Raw genomic sequence first — 15418 nt, 5'->3', positions numbered from 1 at the left:
GACCGCGGTTCCCGGCGACTACGGTGACGGGATGAGCAGCGCCGAGCCGACCAGCGACCAGGTGACCCGGACCGACCGACTGGCTCCGGCGGAGATCGCCGACGTGTTGACCCTCGCCCGTTCCGCAGGCGACACCGACGGCGCGGACCCGCTCGACGAGCACGTCCTGCTCCGGCTGCGCGACCCGGACGCCCCGGCCGTGCACCTGATCGCCCGCGGCGACGACGGCGTTCTCACCGGGTACGCGCACCTGGACACGACCGACCCGGTCGGCGGGATCGGGGTGGAGCTGGTGGTGCACCCCGCGTACCGGCGGCGGGGCACCGGGCGGGCTCTGGCGCGGGGCGTGCTCGCCTCGGCCACCGGGCCATTGCGGGCCTGGGCACACGGTGACCACCCCTCGGCGGCCGCACTCGCGGTCGACCTCGGGTTCACCCGCGCACGGGTGCTCTGGCAACTGCGCCGACCACTGGCCGCCCCGCTGACGGAGCCGCGACTGCCCGACGGAGTGGTGCTGCGCGCGTTCCGGCCGGGGGCCGACGACGCCGCCTGGCTGGCCCTCAACGCGCGGGCCTTCGCCGAGCACCCCGAGCAGGGCCGCTGGACCTCGGACGACCTCCGGGTCCGCCTCGCCGAGCCATGGTTCGACCCGGCCGGCTTCCTGCTCGCCGAGGAGACCGCCACCGGCCGGCTGCTCGGCTTCCACTGGACCAAGGTGCACGAGCGCCCCGGGTCGGCCCGGATCGGCGAGGTGTACGTGCTCGGTGTGGAGCCGACCGCGCACGGCGGTGGGCTCGGCCGGGCGTTGACCAATGCCGGGCTGGCGTACCTGCGGGACCGGCGCGGGCTGGACCGGGTGATGCTCTACGTGGACGAGTCGAACACCGGGGCGGTCGCGCTCTACGAGCGGCTCGGCTTCGCCCGCTGGTCCGCGCACATCAACTATCACCTCGGCTGACCGCCGGTCGCCGCCGCGGCCGGGTCACTGGCGGGTAACGGCCGCGCGTCGGCGAGATAACACCGTACCGGAAATATAGCCATACTTCTGACAGGTGTACCCGGGTTCATTTAACGGACAACTCACCCTCAGCAAGCGGTCACCTCGGCGGCCGTACGTGTTCACCTTGCGTTCACTTGCGACCGGCGAACCGGCTACCTGGCACTTCTAACTTTCGTGTCAGCCGGTCAGTGCCGGTCCTCGGGCCCCGGGATCGGGGCGCCAAGTCAGACGCGAAGGGAAACCCCTCAGGTGAAGCTCCAGCGGTACGGCACTATTGCCTGCCTCGCTCTTGCCGCGACGCTCGGCCTCAGTGCATGCGGCTCGGACAACAACGAGCCCGCCTCCGGCGCCAGCGCTTCGGGCTCGGCCGCCGCGGTCGACTGCGCTACCGGAACGCTGAACGCCCAGGGCTCGTCGGCGCAGAAGAACGCCATGGCCGAGTGGATCAAGGCGTACCAGCAGAAGTGCCAGGGCACCACGATCAACTACGAGCCGACCGGCTCGGGCGCCGGCATCCAGGCGTTCATCGCCGGGACCGCCGACTTCGCCGGCTCCGACTCCGCGCTCAAGCCGGAGGAGCAGCCGCAGGCGGACGCCAAGTGCGTCGGTGGCAAGGCCATCCACCTGCCGATGGTGATCGGCCCGGTGGCCATCGCCTACAACGTCAGCGGCGTGGACAACCTCCAGCTCAAGCCGGCCACCCTGGCGAAGATCTTCGCCGGCAAGGTGACCAAGTGGGACGACGCGGCGATCAAGGCCGACAACCCGGGTGCCACGCTCCCGGCGACCACCATCCAGACCGTCCACCGCTCGGACGAGTCGGGCACCACCGACAACTTCACCAACTTCCTGTCTAAGACCGCCGAGGCCGACTGGACCCTGGGCAAGGCCAAGGCGTGGAAGGCCCCGGGCGGTACCGGCGCCAAGGGCTCGGACGGCGTGGCCAGCTCAGTAAAGGGCGCCGACGGCTCCATCGGCTACATGGAGTGGTCGTTCGCTGAGAACGCCGGCCTGAAGATGTCCAAGATCGGCAACGGCAACGGTGAGTTCGCCGCGCTGACCGCCGAGGCGGCTGGCAAGACCATCGCCGGTGCCAAGGTCGAGGGCCAGGGCGACGACCTCAAGCTGTCGATCGACTACAACACCAAGGAGGCCGGGGCCTACCCGATCGTCCTGGCGACGTACGAGATCGTCTGCAGCAAGGGCCTCGCGGCCGACAAGCTGAAGCTGGTCAAGGGTCTGCTGGGCTACGCCGCCAGCGCCGAGGGCCAGAACTCGCTGACCGACCTGGGCTACGCCCCGCTGCCGGAGACGGTCCGCACCAAGGTCGAGACCGCGGTCAAGAACCTCTCCTGACCCGACCCCACCACCTCCGCAACCGAATCGAGCGAGCAGATGGGTGAAACCCCTCACCGCTCGGCCGACGCCGGCACCGGCGGGACGCGCGTGACCCAGAGTCACGAGTGGCCCGCCGGTGCCTCGGCGCGTGTGGCCGAGGCACCAGTCAGCATCCGTTCCCCGGGCGGCGCCGGGCTGGGCGGCGGCGGCGCGCTTCCGCGCAGCCGGAAATTCGGCGCCGAGCGGGCCTTCCGCGGTCTCACCCTGGCCGCCGGCACCGCCGTTCTGGTCATCATCGCCGCCATTGCGATCTTCCTGATCGCCAAGGCGGTGCCGGCCCTGCGCGCCAACACCGAGAACTTCTGGTCCTACGAGGGCTGGTCCCCCAACGAGACGCAGCCCAAGTTCGGCATCGGCACGCTCGCCTTCGGCACCGTGCTCAGCTCGGCGCTGGCGCTGCTCATGGCAGTGCCGGTGGCGCTGGGCATCGCGCTCTACCTCTCGCACTACGCGCCGCGCCGGCTGGGCACCGCGCTCGGCTTCCTGGTCGACCTGCTCGCCGCCGTGCCGAGTGTGGTCTTCGGTCTCTGGGGGCGGGACATCTTCATCAACCCGGTCCGGGACTTCTCGGTCTGGCTGAACGAGTACTTCGGCTGGATCCCGATCTTCGGCGGTGACGGCCCGTTCGGTAAGTCGATCCTGCTGGGCGCCCTGGTGCTCGCGATCATGGTGCTGCCGATCATCACCTCGCTCTCCCGCGAGGTGTTCCTCCAGACGCCGACCGCGAACGAGGAGGCCGCCCTCGCCCTGGGCGCCACCCGCTGGGAGATGCTCCGCACCGCGGTGCTGCCCTACGGCCGCCCCGGCATCATCGCCGCGGTGATGCTCGGCCTCGGCCGGGCGCTCGGCGAGACCATCGCCCTGGCGCTGACCCTCGGCATCACCTTCGGCATCTCGTTCAACCTGATCCAGAACGGCGGCAACACCATCGCCGCCAACATCGCCAACGCGTTCGGCGAGGCGAACGAGACCGGCCGCGGCGCGCTCATCGCCTCCGGCCTGGTGCTGTTCACCATCACGCTGATCGTCAACATCACGGCGCGGGCGATCATCTACCGCCGCCGGGAGTTCACGGAGTCGGCCGCATGACCACCACCGTCACCTCCCACCGCACCCGCCCGCCGGCCCAGCCCGCCTCGCTGCGGGCCCGGCGGCTGCCCTGGTACGCCGCACCGGCAATCGCCGTTGCGGCCCTGGCGCTCTCCACCGTGATCGTCTACGGCACCGACATCGGCGGCCCGGTCCTCGTGGTCGCCCTCGGCGCGGTGCTCTACCTGATCGGGCTCTTCGCCGCGGCCAACGCGGTCGAGGGGCGCCGCTCGGCCCGCAACCGCACCTGGAGCGCGCTGATCCACTCCGCGTTCGTGCTGGCGGTCCTGCCGCTCGTGTCCGTGGTGTGGACGCTGGTCAGCAAGGGCGCCGATCGGCTGGACGCCAACTTCTTCCAGACCTCGATGAACAACATCGGGGCCCGCGACGCCAACGGCGGCGCCTACCACGCGATCGTCGGCACGCTGGAGCAGGTCGGCATCGCCACCCTGATCACCGTGCCGCTCGGCATCCTCTGCGCCATCTACATCGTCGAGTACGGCCGGGGCAAGTTCGCCTTCGCGATCCGGTTCTTCGTGGACGTCATGACCGGCATCCCGTCGATCGTCTCCGGCCTCTTCGTGCTGGCGTTCTGGGTGCTCGTCGTGTCGCCTTGGTTCAACGACGGTCGGCCGAGCTTCTCCGGCTTCGCCGCCGCGCTCGCGCTGAGCGTGCTGATGCTGCCCACCATCGTCCGGTCCACCGAGGAGATGCTCCGCCTCGTCCCGGCGCCGCTGCGCGAGGGTGCCTACGCGCTCGGCGTACCCAAGTGGAAGACCATCCTGCGGGTGGTCCTGCCGACGGCGCTGCCCGGCATCGTCACCGGCGTCATGCTCGCCATCGCCCGTGCGGCCGGCGAGACCGCGCCGGTGCTGCTGGTCGCCGGCGGTGGCGCCGCGATCAACACCAACCCCTTCGAGAACAACCAGTCGTCGCTGTCCCTCTTCGTCTACCAGCAGGCCGGTGATGCGTCGAGGTACGCGCCGGCACGGGCGTGGACCGCGGCACTCACCCTGGTCGCCCTCGTGCTGATCCTGACGATCGCGGCGAAGCTGCTGGCCCGCCGAAACCGGCTCAGCCGATGAACCCCGGAGGTACCACCATGGCCAAGCGCATCGAAGCCTCGAACGTCACCGCCTACTACGGTGCCTTCAAGGCCATCGAGAACATCAACCTGACCGTCGAGCCGAAGACGGTCACCGCCCTGATCGGCCCGTCCGGCTGCGGCAAGTCCACCTTCCTGCGGTCGATCAACCGGATGCACGAGGTGCTGCCGGGAGCCCGGGTCGAGGGCAGCCTGACAATCGACGACCAGGACATCTACGACCGGGACGTGGACGTCACCGCGGTCCGGCGCACGATCGGCATGGTCTTCCAGCGGCCGAACCCGTTCCCCACCATGAGCATCTTCGAGAACGTGGTGGCCGGGCTGAAGCTCAACGGCGTCCGCCGCAAGTCGATCCTGGAGGACGCGGCCGAAAAGGCGCTGCGCTCGGCGAACCTGTGGGACGAGGTCAAGGACCGGCTGGGCAAGCCCGGCGCGGGCCTCTCCGGCGGTCAGCAGCAGCGGCTCTGCATCGCCCGGACCATCGCGGTCGAGCCGCAGGTCGTGTTGATGGACGAGCCCTGCTCGGCCCTGGACCCGATCTCCACGCTGGCCATCGAGGACCTGATGTTCCAGCTCAAGGACAAGTTCACGATCATCATCGTGACGCACAACATGCAGCAGGCCGCTCGGGTGTCGGACCGGACCGCCTTCTTCTCCATCGAGAAGACCGGCGACCCGGGCCGGCTGATCGAGTACGACAACACCCAGAAGATCTTCAGCAACCCGAGCGTGAAGAAGACCGAGGACTACATCACCGGCCGCTTCGGCTGAGCCGCTGGTTCCCGCTCTGCGTGGGGCGTCGGTCGACCTGACCGGCGCCCCTCGGCGTACCCCGGGTGGTTCAGCCGAGCACGAAGCGGGGCTCGCCGTCGGCCGGGAAGTCCATTCGCGGGGTGATCGGGGTGGCGGCGTCCCGGTCGGCCGCCGCCTGGGCAACCCCGGCCAGGTCGCCGGCGGCCGCCACCTGGGCCAGCGTGACGAGGGTCGGCGGCAGCATGGTCAGCTCACCCGCCTCGGCCCGGGCCAGCGCGTCCGCCGGCCGGATCCACAGCGTGTGGTCGGCCTCCCCGGAGACGTCCCGGGTCCGCTGCCCGGCCGGCAGCAGGGCGACGAAGAAGTACGTGTCGAAGCGTCGCGGCTCGAACTCCGGCGTGATCCACCGGCTCCACGGCAGCAGCAGGTCCGAACGCAGCGTCAGGCGCCGGTCGGCGAGCAGCGCGGCGAAGCCCAGCCGGCGCCCCTCCAGGTCCTGCCGGGCCGCCTCCCAGTCGTCACCGCTGACGTCACCCACCACGGTCGCCGGGTCCGGGCCGGCGAGCAGCACGCCGGACTCCTCGAAGACCTCCCGGGCGGCGGCGCAGACCACCGCTTGGGCGGCGTCCGGGGCAACCCCGAGCCGCCCCGCCCACTCACTCGGCGTTGGGCCGGCCCAGTCCAGGTGTGCGGCGGAGTCGGAGCGGTCCACGCCACCGCCGGGGAAGGCGTACATCCCGCCGAAGGTCATCGCGGCGACCCGACGGATGACGTACACCTCGAAGTCGGCGCCGGTCGGACGCAGCAGCAACACGGTGGCCGCGACCCGGGGCACCGCCGGGATGCCGCCCTCGGCCTGGAACCGCCGCGCGTGCTCGACCAGGGCGGCCGGGGCGGCGAAACCGTCACTGTCGATCGTCATGTCGCGAGCCTAGGGCCTGCCCGGCCGCCCCGGCCCGGCCGGTGTGCCGGTCGGCGCCACCCGGACCGCCCTTTGCTCTGCTTCAGCCCACGCAACAGAAGTGATCGGTAACTGTCGCGCCCGCGTAAGCAGAGCAAAGGGGGACGCGCAGGGGCGGCCGGCCGGAGCGGACGAGCCGACCGGGACGTGCACCAGGGTCCCGACGGATGAGCCGGCGGCTGCCGGGCGCCCGGTCGTTCACCCGGCTCGGCTAGCGTGCCGACATGACTCGTTGGGGCATCCTGGCCACCGGCCACATCGCCAGCCGTTTCGCCGAAGACCTCCGGCTGGTGCCGGACGCCGAACTGGTCGCGGTCGGCTCCCGCGCCGCGGACAGCGCGCAGCGCTTCGCCGACAAGCACGGCGCGAAGCGCGCCTACGCCTCCTGGGTGGAGCTGGCCGCCGACCCGGAGGTCGACGTGATCTACGTGGCCACCCCGCACGCCGCGCACTACGAGGCGGCGATGACCTGCCTGACGGCCGGGCGGGCGGTGCTCCTGGAGAAGCCGTTCACTCTCGACCTGGCCAGCAGCACCGAACTCGTGGACACCGCCCGCGCCGCCGGGGTCTTCCTGATGGAGGCCATGTGGATGCGGACCAACCCGTTGGTCATGCAAGCTGCCGAGCTGATCGCGGAGGGCGCGATCGGCACGGTGAGCAGCGTCCGGGCCGACTTCGGGGTGTCCGGGCCCTTCCCACCCGAGCACCGGATGCGGGCCCTGGCGCTGGGCGGAGGCGCCCTGCTCGACCTGGGGATCTACCCGGTCAGCCTGGCCCACCTGCTGCTCGGCACGCCGCAGCACATCCGGTCCTGGGCGAAGCTCGGCCCGGAGGGGGTGGACGAGAACACCGGCATCCTGTTCGGCTACGACACCGGCGCGCTGGCCACCCTGAGCTGCGGCATGGTCGGCTCCAGCGGGCAGTCCGCCTCGATCACCGGCAGCACCGGCCGGATCGACCTGCCGGAGCCGTTCTTCCGGCCGGGTTCGCTGACCCTGTGGCGGGACGGCGCCGAGCCGGAGACGATCACCGCCGACACCGCCGGCAACGGCTACCAGTACGAGGCGATCGAGGTGCAGCGCTGCCTGGCGGCCGGGTTGACCGAGAGCCCGCTGGTGCCGCACACCACCACCCTCGAGGTGATGGCCCTGCTGGACGCCGTACGCGAGCAGATCGGCGTGCGCTACCTGTGATGAAAGGAGGGGCCCCTTCGTTGAGAAGGGGCCCCTCCTTTTACTTGATCAGCCGAAGAGCGGGCGGACCAGCAGGTACGACACGCAGGCGATGAGCGCGGCGGCCGGGAACGTGATGATCCAGGCGATCACGATGTTGCCGGCGACGTTCCAGCGGACCGCGGAGAGCCGCTTGGTCGCGCCCACACCCATGATCGCCGAGGTGATCGTGTGGGTGGTGGAGATCGGCGCCTTCAGCACCAGTGCGTTGAAGTAGAGCACCGCGCTGGCCACCGTCTCGGCGGCGAAGCCCTCCGGCGGACCGAGGTCGATGATCTTGCGTCCGAGCGTGCGGATGATCCGCCAGCCGCCGGCGTACGTGCCCAGGGCCAGCATTGTCGCCGAGGTCCAGAACACCCAGCCGGGGATGTGCGTCTTGTCGTCCTGGAAGCCGCCGGTGTAGAGCGCCAGCACCACGATGCCCATGGTCTTCGCGGCGTCCTGCATACCGTGGCCAACCGACATGGCCGCCGCCGAGGCCGTCTGCGCCCAGCGGAAGCCCCGGTTGAGCTTGCCCGGCTGCCCCTTCCGGAACAGCCAGAGGATGGCCAGCATCAGCAGGTAGCCGAGGGTGAGGCCGACGATCGGCGACAGCACCATCGGCAGGAGGATCTTCTCGCCGATGGTGACCCACTGCACGACGCCGCCGGTGGACAGCAGGGTCGCGCCGACCAGGCCGCCGAAGAGCGCGTGCGAGGACGACGAGGGCAGGCCGAAGTACCAGGTGATCAGGTTCCAGGCGATGGCGCCGAGAACCCCGGCGAAGACCACCCCGAGGCTGGCCACCCCGGTTGGCAGGGTGACCAGGCCGTCACCGACGGTCTTGGCGACCCCGGCGCCGAAGTGGGCCCCGACGAAGTTGCCGACGGCGGCGAGCAACAGGGCGATCCTGGGTGTCAGCGCCCGGGTCGAGACGCTGGTCGCGATCGCGTTCGCGGCGTCGTGGAAGCCGTTGGTGTAGTCGAACGCCAGGGCGACCGCGATCACCGCCAGCACGGCGATGAGTTCGGGAGTCACTGGCTCAGGACTCCTTGACCGCGATGGTCTCGACGGTGTTGGCCACGTGCTCGAAGGCGTCGCAGGCGGCCTCCAGCTCGTCGGCCACCTCCTTCATCTTCAGCACCGTCAACGCGTCGTACTCGCCGGAGAAGAGGCGGACGAGCAACTGCCGGTTGATCCGGTCGCCCTCGTTCTCCAGCCGGTTGCACTCGATCCAGTAGTCCTCAAGGTCCTTCATCGACTTCAGCCGGGGCATCGCCTCGGCGGTCAACTTGGCCTGCTGGTCGAGCACGTTCACCATCTCGTGCAGCTCGCGCGGCAGCGCCGGAAGCTCGGTCAGCCCGTACAGGTAGAGCAGGTCGCCGACCGCCTCCAGGTGGTCCATCACGTCGTCGAGCAGCGAGCCGAGCCGGTAGATGTCCTCCCGGTCGAACGGCGTGATGAAGGTTGAGTTGATCTTCTTGTACAGCTCGTGGGTGATCTGGTCGCTGTCGTGCTCGACCTCGGTCAGCCGCTCGCTGACCGACTGCACGTCGACGCCGGGCAGGGCCAGCTCGTTCAGCAGCTCGGTGCCCCGGACCAGGTTCTGCGCGGCCCTGGTGAAGAGCTCGTAGAAGGCGCCCTCGGTGGGGCGGAAGGAAAACTTCACAGCACAGACCTCGTCGCGTCGGTGGAAGGGGTGCGGTACGCGCGGGCGCCCGCTCGGTGAATGCTAGGAAACGCCAGAACCGCGAATTCGTCGGCCCACCCCTGGTCAGGCCTCATTCACCGGTCGTTCACCTGCTGTTCATCTCGGCCGTCCCATCCGCCACCACTCCCCCAGCACGCAACCGTTCGCGCTCGCGGGCGACGTCGAAATCGGCAGGCGGATACCCCAGATCGAGGGTGTCGAACGTCTCCCTCAGCAGGTGGGCCACCGCCCAGTCCCGGTACCACTTGCGGTCCGCCGGCACCACGAACCACGGCGCGGCGTCCGTGCCGCACCGGCTCAGGGCCTCGGCGTACGCGGCCTGGTAGTCGTTCCAACGGGCCCGGGAGTCGACGTCCGAGGGGTTGTACTTCCAGTGCTTGCGGGGGTCGGTGAGCCGCTCCAGCAGCCGCTCGCCCTGCTCGGCGTACGAGATGTGCAGCAGCACCTTGACCAGGGTCACGCCGTCCTCGACCAGGTCCCGCTCGAAGGAGTTGATCTCGTCGTAGCGGGCCCGCCAGGTGGCCTCCGGCACCAGCGAGCCGACCCGGGCGATCAGCACGTCCTCGTAGTGCGACCGGTTGAACATCCCGACGTACCCCGGCGGCGGCAGTTCCCGGCGGATGCGCCACAGGAAGTCGTGCCGCAGCTCCTGCGCGGTGGGCGGCCCGAACGAGCGGATGTGCAGGCCCAGCGGGTTCATCGCGCCGGCCACCCGCTTGATCGTGCCGTCCTTGCCGCCGCAGTCCATCGCCTGGAGCACCAGCAGCACCCGGCGCGTCGGCCGGTCCGGGTCGGCCTTGGCCATCGCGAAGAGCATCTCCTGCTGCTGGCCCAGCTCACCGCCGACCAGCTCCACCTGCGCGCGGGCCCAGGCCTTGCGGTGCTCTCCGGTCACCTCCGCCCCCGGCAGTCCGGGCGTGGACCGGGGGTCGATCTCCGCGAGATCCACCGGTGCGGCGACCCGCAGCAACTCCCGCACCTGGCCGCCGGCGGGCGCCACGATCTGCGCTTCCTGGGGTGCGCTCATACTCGGATCATCGCCCACCCGCCGACCAACCGCCCGCCGAGCGCCGCCCCACCCCGCTGGGCTGTCACATTCGGGGCCTCCGGCGCGTCCTGTTGGCGGGAGGATGTACGCCGGGAAGGCGCGCCGAACGGGGAGGGTGGTGGGTCGTGCGGGACCTGGCGACGGAGTTCGAGGCCGAGCGTGGCCGGCTGCTCGCGGTGGCCCACCGGATGTTGGGCAGCCGCAGCGAGGCCGAGGACGCGGTGCAGGAGACGTGGCTGCGCTACGCGGGGGCGCTCGCCGACCCGGCGGCCCGCGCCGAGATCCGCGAGCTGTCCGCGTGGCTGACCACCACCTGCGCCCGGATCTGCCTGGACGTGCTCCGCTCGGCCCGGGTCCGGCGGGAGGCGTACCCCGGGCAGTGGCTGCCGGAGCCGGTGGTGAGCCAGGTGGGCGCCGCGGCGCCGACCGACGGCTACGCCCCCGACCCCGCGGAGCGGGCGGTACGTACCGACCAGGTCGGTACGGCGCTGCTGGTGGTGCTGGAACGGCTCGCGCCGGAGCAGCGGGTCGCCCTCGTGCTGCACGACGTGTTCGCGGTGCCGTTCGCCGGGGTCGCCGACGTGCTCGGCACCACCGAGGTGGCCGCCCGGCAGCTCGCCTCCCGCGCCCGCCGGGCGGTCACCGCACCGGACGTGCCCCGGCACACCGCCGACCCGGCCGAGCAGCGGCGGGTGCTCAAAGCGTTCGTCGCCGCCACCGAGTCCGGCGAGCTGGACCCGCTGCTCCGCCTCCTCGCGCCGGACGTCGTCTTCGTCGGCGACTCCGGTGGGCACTTCCCGGCGGCCCGTCGGCCGGTGGTCGGCGCCGAGGCGGTGGGTCGCTTCACGCTCGGCCTGTTCGGCCGGGCCGGGCGGTACACCCAACAGGTGCTGGCCCGGCCGGTGCTGGTGGACGGCGTGCTCGGCCTCCAGTGGGAGACGGTGTACAGCGACGGCCGGCCGCTCCGCATGGTCACCGCCCTCGCCGTGCACGAGGGCCGGATCACCGGCGTGTTCAACCAGCTCAACCCGGAGAAGCTGACCGACCTGCCACCGTTGGGCGACGACGACCGGTGGCCGCCGCGTTGGTGAGCCGGCCGGTCGAGCGCCCGCGCGGGCTCAGACCACCAGGGCCAGCCACTTGCGGTACGAGGTGGCGAACGGCTCGCTGCCGTCGCCGAGCGCGCCGAACAGCCAGCGGGCCGCCGCCTCGGCCTCGACCACCACGTCCTCCGGGTAGCCGTAAAGGGCCCGGTGCTCAGCGAACTCGTCCTCGTCGAGCAGCTCCACCAGACCGGTGGCGCGGCGGCGGACCACGTCCAGGTCCAGGTCGATCAGGTGGACGACGTCGTCGGACTCCCAGTGGGCAGGGGTGGCGATGTCGCAGTAGACCTCGCTGGTCCGCGGTGGCGGGTTGAACATCCCCGTCCACCACGCGTGGTGCGGCACCAGCAGGACGAACGGGATCTTCTCCACCGACGGGCGGCCGTGGTAGACCGACTCGGTGCCGGCCGGCACGCCGAGCCAGATGCCGAGGTCGTCCTCGGCGAGCCGGCGGGCCGGGTAGTCACGGTGGGCGCTGCCGTCGTACTTGCGGTAGATCACTCGGACCACGTCGCTCGGCATGATTCGCACCCTAACCGATACTGCCCACGGGTCGTAGCGCGGCCGTAACCGGACGCTGCCGGACGAGCCGACGGACCGATCGGCGCCGCGCCACGCGGACGGATGGGCTCAGCCCGTGTCGGCCGCGACGGGTACCGTCGCACGGTGACTCCGCCCCGCACCGCCACCGGTTCCGCCGCCCCCTCGGCCCGTGCCGGGAGCCGGCGACGGGGCAACCGACCCAGCGGGGCGGAGCTGCTCGCGGCGGCGGTCGGCGCGGTGCCCGGCGGCGCGGCACGCCCCGGCCAGCAGGAGATGACCACCGCGATCGAGGAGTGCGTGACCAGCGGCGAGCACCTGCTCGTCCAGGCGGGCACCGGCACCGGCAAGTCGCTGGCCTACCTCGCGCCGGCGCTCACCGTGGACGGCCCGGTGGTGGTCTCCACCGCCACCCTGGCGTTGCAGTCCCAGCTGGTCGACCACGACCTGCCCCGGATGGCCGACGCGGTCGAGCCGCTCCTCGGCCGCCGGCCCACCTTCGCGGTGCTCAAGGGCCGCCACCACTACCTCTGCCTGGCCCGGCTGGACAACTCCACCGCCGAGGAGCCGGAGGACACTCTCTTCGACGCCCCGGCCACCCGCCCGGGCGGCGGCGGCACGAAGTGGCTCGGCGAGGCGGGCCGGATGGGCAAGCAGATCGAGCGGCTGCGCGACTGGGCCGAGAAGACCGCCACCGGCGACCGGGACGAACTGGACCCGGGCGTCGACGACCAGGCCTGGCGGTTGGTGTCGATGCCGGCCCGGGAGTGCGTCGGGGCGACCCGGTGCCCGTTCGGGGCGGAGTGCTTCGCCGAGGCGTCCCGGGCCCGGGCCCGCGAGGCCGACATCGTGGTGACCAACCACAGCCTGCTCGCCGTCGACATGCTGGCCGACCGGCACATCGTGCCGCCGCACAAGCTGCTGATCGTGGACGAGGCACACGAGCTGGCCGACCGGGTCTCCTCCGCGGCCCAGGCGGAGTTGGTGCCGGAGTTGATCGACCGGTCCACCCGGCGGGCCCGCCCGCTGCTGCGGCCGGAGACCGCCGAGGCGCTCACCGCGGCCGGTGACGCCCTCGCGGTCGGGCTGGCCGAGGCGCCCGCCGGGCGCCTCACCGCCGGGCTGCCGACGCCGCTGCGGGAGGCGTGCACGCTGCTCGACGCGGCCACCCGCGCCGCGCTGGACGCGATCGGCGACGTCAAGTCTGACGATCCCGACCCGGTTCGCAAGCAGCAGGCCAAGGCGGTGCTGGACGAGCTCTCCACGACCGCGCAGCGGCTGCTGGAGGAGGCCGATCACGACGTGGCCTGGGTGGAGAAGAACGACAGCGGCAGCCGGCGGGCGCTGGTGGTCGCGCCGCTGTCGGTGGCCGGCACCCTGGCCACCCACCTGTACGACGAGCGCACCGTGGTCGCCACCTCCGCCACCCTGGCGCTGGGCGGCCGGTTCGACACGGTGGCCCGCGCTCTCGGGCTGGACGCGCCGCCGCCCGCACCGCCGTCCCCGGCCGCCGCCGCGCTGGCCGCCCGCACCGGCCCGGGCCGTCCGGCGGCCGAGACGCCCGGCCGCCGGCTGGCCGGAGACGCCGCACCCGGCGCCGTCGTGCCGGCGACGGAGGGTCCGGGCTGGCGGTCGCTGGATGTGGGGTCGCCGTTCGACTACGCCCGGCAGGGCATCCTGTACGTCGCTTCGCACCTGCCCCGGCCCAGCGTCTCCGGGCTTCCCGAGGCGGCCGGGGAGGAGCTGCTCGCGCTGGTCGAGGCGCTCGGTGGTCGTACTCTCGGGCTCTTCTCCTCCCGGCGGGCCGCGCAGCAGGCGGCGGAGCTGCTGCGCGCGCGGACCGACCTGCCGGTGCTGCTGCAGGGCGAGGAGGCGCTGCCGCTGCTGGTCCGCCGGTTCCGCGAGGAGCGTTCCAGCTGCCTGTTCGGGGTGATGTCGCTCTGGCAGGGGGTGGACGTGCCGGGCGACGCCTGTCAGCTCGTGGTCATCGACCGGCTGCCCTTTCCGCGGCCGGACGAGCCGCTGGCGGCGGCGCGCGCGGCAGCCGTGGACGCGGGCGGCGGCTCGGGTTTCGCGGCGGTCAGCGTGCCGATCGCGGCGGTCCGGCTGGCGCAGGGGGTGGGTCGATTGATCCGGGCGACCGGTGACCGGGGGGTGGTCGCGGTGCTCGACTCCCGGTTGGAGACCGCCCGCGGCTACGGGCCGTTCCTGCGTCGCTCGCTGCCGCCGTTCTGGTACACGACCCGTCCTGAGGTGGCCCGCGGCGCGCTGCAACGTCTCGCCGGCTCCTGACCGCCCGCGCCGCGTCAGGGAGCCTGCGCGGCGACGACGACGGCGTCGGGCGGGGTGTCCGGGACCGTCCGGGCGGCCAGCCGGCGGATCGCGGTGTTCAGCACCGCGATCAGCGGCACGGACACCAGCGCACCGGTGATCCCGGCGAGCACCACCCCGGCGGCGATACCGATGATCACCGCGAGCGGGTGGATGGCCACCGCCCGGCCCATGATCAGCGGCTGGAGGACGTGCCCCTCCACCTGCTGCACGCCGATCACCGCGCCCAGGATGATCAACGCGGTGACCGGGCCGCTGTCGACGAGCGCCACCAGCACCGCCACGCCACCGGAGAGCGCCGCGCCGACGATCGGGATGAACGCGCCGAGGAAGACCAGCGCGGCCAGCGGGAAGGCGAACGGGACGTCGAAGATGACCAGGAAGATGCCGATGCCCACCGCGTCGATGAAGGCCACCAGCACGGTCGCCCGGACGTAGGCGCCGAGCGTGTGCCAGGAGGCGCGGCCGGCGTCATCGACCTTCCAGCGGGCGGCCACCGGCAGCAGCCGGACCAGGAAGCGCCAGATCCGGTTGCCGTCGCGCAGGAAGAAGAACGTCGCGAAGAGCACCAGCAGCGTGCCGGTCAGCACCTCGGCCAGCGTCGCCGCGGTGCTCAGCGCCCCGCTGGTGAGATCCGAGGTGTTGGAGTTGATCCAATCCTGCGCCTCGTCGATGTAGCGGTTGAGCTGGGTGTCGGAGAGGTGCAGCGGACCTGTCTTCAGCCAGTTCTGGATCTGCCGGACGCCCTGCGAGGACTTCTCGCTCAGCTCCGGCGCCCCCTTGATGAACTCGTTGACCACCAGGGTCAGCGTGCCGATCACTCCCGCCAGGCCGCCGACCAGCACCACCGCCGTCGCCAGCGACCGGGGCAGCCGCGCCCGCAGCAGCCAGCCCACCGCCGGTGCGAGCAACGCCGAGAGCAGCAGGGCGATGGCCAGCGGGATGATCACTATCTTGATGGTGCCGACGATCCGGAGCAGCGCCCAGGCCACCAGCCCGATCACGATCAGCCGCCAGCACCAGGCGGCGGCGATCCGCAGCCCGTGCGGGACGTCCGCGTCGTCGCGGCTGGCGGTCGAGCTGTGCACGTCCGTCGGGGGTTCCGCGCCGACGACCGTGGCCGACGGCGGCGCGGCCGGCCCGGGCACGGCGGGGGACGCCACCC

The 15418-nt window shown here is 71.9% G+C and carries 14 protein-coding genes; 8 read left to right on the top strand and 6 right to left on the bottom strand.

The features are described 5' to 3' along the window. Positions 1-31 precede the first annotated feature (31 nt). The 5 genes from mshD (at position 32) to pstB (ending at position 5366) form a co-directional block, all read left to right on the top strand. Positions 32-958 (top strand): mycothiol synthase, encoded by a 927-nt coding sequence (mshD, locus tag ACWD5O_RS05650; protein WP_450084681.1) that lies wholly within the window; start codon positions 32-34, stop codon positions 956-958. A 291-nt stretch (positions 959-1249) separates the two neighbouring features. After that, positions 1250-2356 (top strand): phosphate ABC transporter substrate-binding protein PstS, encoded by a 1107-nt coding sequence (gene pstS, locus ACWD5O_RS05645; RefSeq protein ID WP_450084680.1) that lies wholly within the window; start codon positions 1250-1252, stop codon positions 2354-2356. Positions 2357-2395: 39 nt separating this feature from the next. Further along, entirely contained in the window at positions 2396-3487 is a 1092-nt protein-coding gene (pstC, locus tag ACWD5O_RS05640) for a phosphate ABC transporter permease subunit PstC (RefSeq protein ID WP_450084679.1), read from the top strand. Then, on the top strand, positions 3484-4572 hold the full coding sequence (pstA, locus tag ACWD5O_RS05635) for a phosphate ABC transporter permease PstA (protein WP_354963565.1): 1089 nt from the start codon (positions 3484-3486) through the stop codon (positions 4570-4572). Before pstC ends, pstA begins: the two co-directional genes overlap by 4 nt. A 17-nt stretch (positions 4573-4589) precedes the next feature. Continuing rightward, the gene (gene pstB / locus ACWD5O_RS05630) at positions 4590-5366 is read left to right on the top strand and encodes a phosphate ABC transporter ATP-binding protein PstB (protein WP_089018767.1); all 777 of its coding nucleotides are present in this window, start codon (positions 4590-4592) and stop codon (positions 5364-5366) included. 70 nt (positions 5367-5436) lie between these two features. Here pstB and ACWD5O_RS05625 read toward each other — a convergent pair whose 3' ends face one another. Then, entirely contained in the window at positions 5437-6270 is an 834-nt protein-coding gene (locus ACWD5O_RS05625; RefSeq protein WP_354963564.1) for an NUDIX hydrolase, read from the bottom strand. A gap of 263 nt (positions 6271-6533) precedes the next feature. Between ACWD5O_RS05625 and ACWD5O_RS05620 the strand changes: the two genes are divergently transcribed. Continuing rightward, positions 6534-7502: a Gfo/Idh/MocA family protein gene (locus ACWD5O_RS05620; RefSeq protein ID WP_387324415.1), complete on the top strand. Its 969-nt coding sequence runs from the start codon at positions 6534-6536 to the stop codon at positions 7500-7502. A 48-nt stretch (positions 7503-7550) separates the two neighbouring features. Here the strand turns inward: ACWD5O_RS05620 and ACWD5O_RS05615 are convergent, their stop codons facing one another. The 3 genes from ACWD5O_RS05615 to ACWD5O_RS05605 form a co-directional block, all read right to left on the bottom strand. Continuing rightward, a complete protein-coding gene (locus ACWD5O_RS05615; protein WP_354963562.1) occupies positions 7551-8558 on the bottom strand; it encodes an inorganic phosphate transporter in 1008 nt (335 codons plus the stop codon). A gap of 4 nt (positions 8559-8562) precedes the next feature. Continuing rightward, entirely contained in the window at positions 8563-9189 is a 627-nt protein-coding gene (locus ACWD5O_RS05610) for a DUF47 domain-containing protein (RefSeq protein WP_074314917.1), read from the bottom strand. A gap of 127 nt (positions 9190-9316) precedes the next feature. Continuing rightward, positions 9317-10258, bottom strand: coding sequence for a PPK2 family polyphosphate kinase (locus ACWD5O_RS05605; protein ID WP_354963561.1), 942 nt, complete (start codon positions 10256-10258; stop codon positions 9317-9319). 146 nt (positions 10259-10404) lie between these two features. Between ACWD5O_RS05605 and sigJ the strand changes: the two genes are divergently transcribed. Beyond that, complete coding sequence (gene sigJ, locus ACWD5O_RS05600; RefSeq protein ID WP_354963560.1) at positions 10405-11370, top strand: RNA polymerase sigma factor SigJ; 966 nt, start codon at positions 10405-10407, stop codon at positions 11368-11370. A gap of 27 nt (positions 11371-11397) precedes the next feature. Here the strand turns inward: sigJ and ACWD5O_RS05595 are convergent, their stop codons facing one another. Further along, the gene (locus tag ACWD5O_RS05595) at positions 11398-11904 is read right to left on the bottom strand and encodes a DUF402 domain-containing protein (protein WP_354963559.1); all 507 of its coding nucleotides are present in this window, start codon (positions 11902-11904) and stop codon (positions 11398-11400) included. A 102-nt stretch (positions 11905-12006) separates the two neighbouring features. Here ACWD5O_RS05595 and ACWD5O_RS05590 point away from each other — a divergent pair, with 102 nt between their 5' ends. Continuing rightward, the gene (locus tag ACWD5O_RS05590) at positions 12007-14214 is read left to right on the top strand and encodes an ATP-dependent DNA helicase (protein ID WP_387324410.1); all 2208 of its coding nucleotides are present in this window, start codon (positions 12007-12009) and stop codon (positions 14212-14214) included. 14 nt (positions 14215-14228) lie between these two features. Here ACWD5O_RS05590 and ACWD5O_RS05585 read toward each other — a convergent pair whose 3' ends face one another. After that, a complete protein-coding gene (locus ACWD5O_RS05585) occupies positions 14229-15416 on the bottom strand; it encodes an AI-2E family transporter (protein ID WP_387324408.1) in 1188 nt (395 codons plus the stop codon). Between the last annotated feature and the right edge of the window lie 2 nt (positions 15417-15418).

This window comes from Micromonospora sp. NPDC005161, from assembly GCF_053599855.1.
The sequence above is the reverse complement of the archived record's forward strand: the minus strand, read 5'-3'. Positions and strand labels throughout refer to the sequence as shown.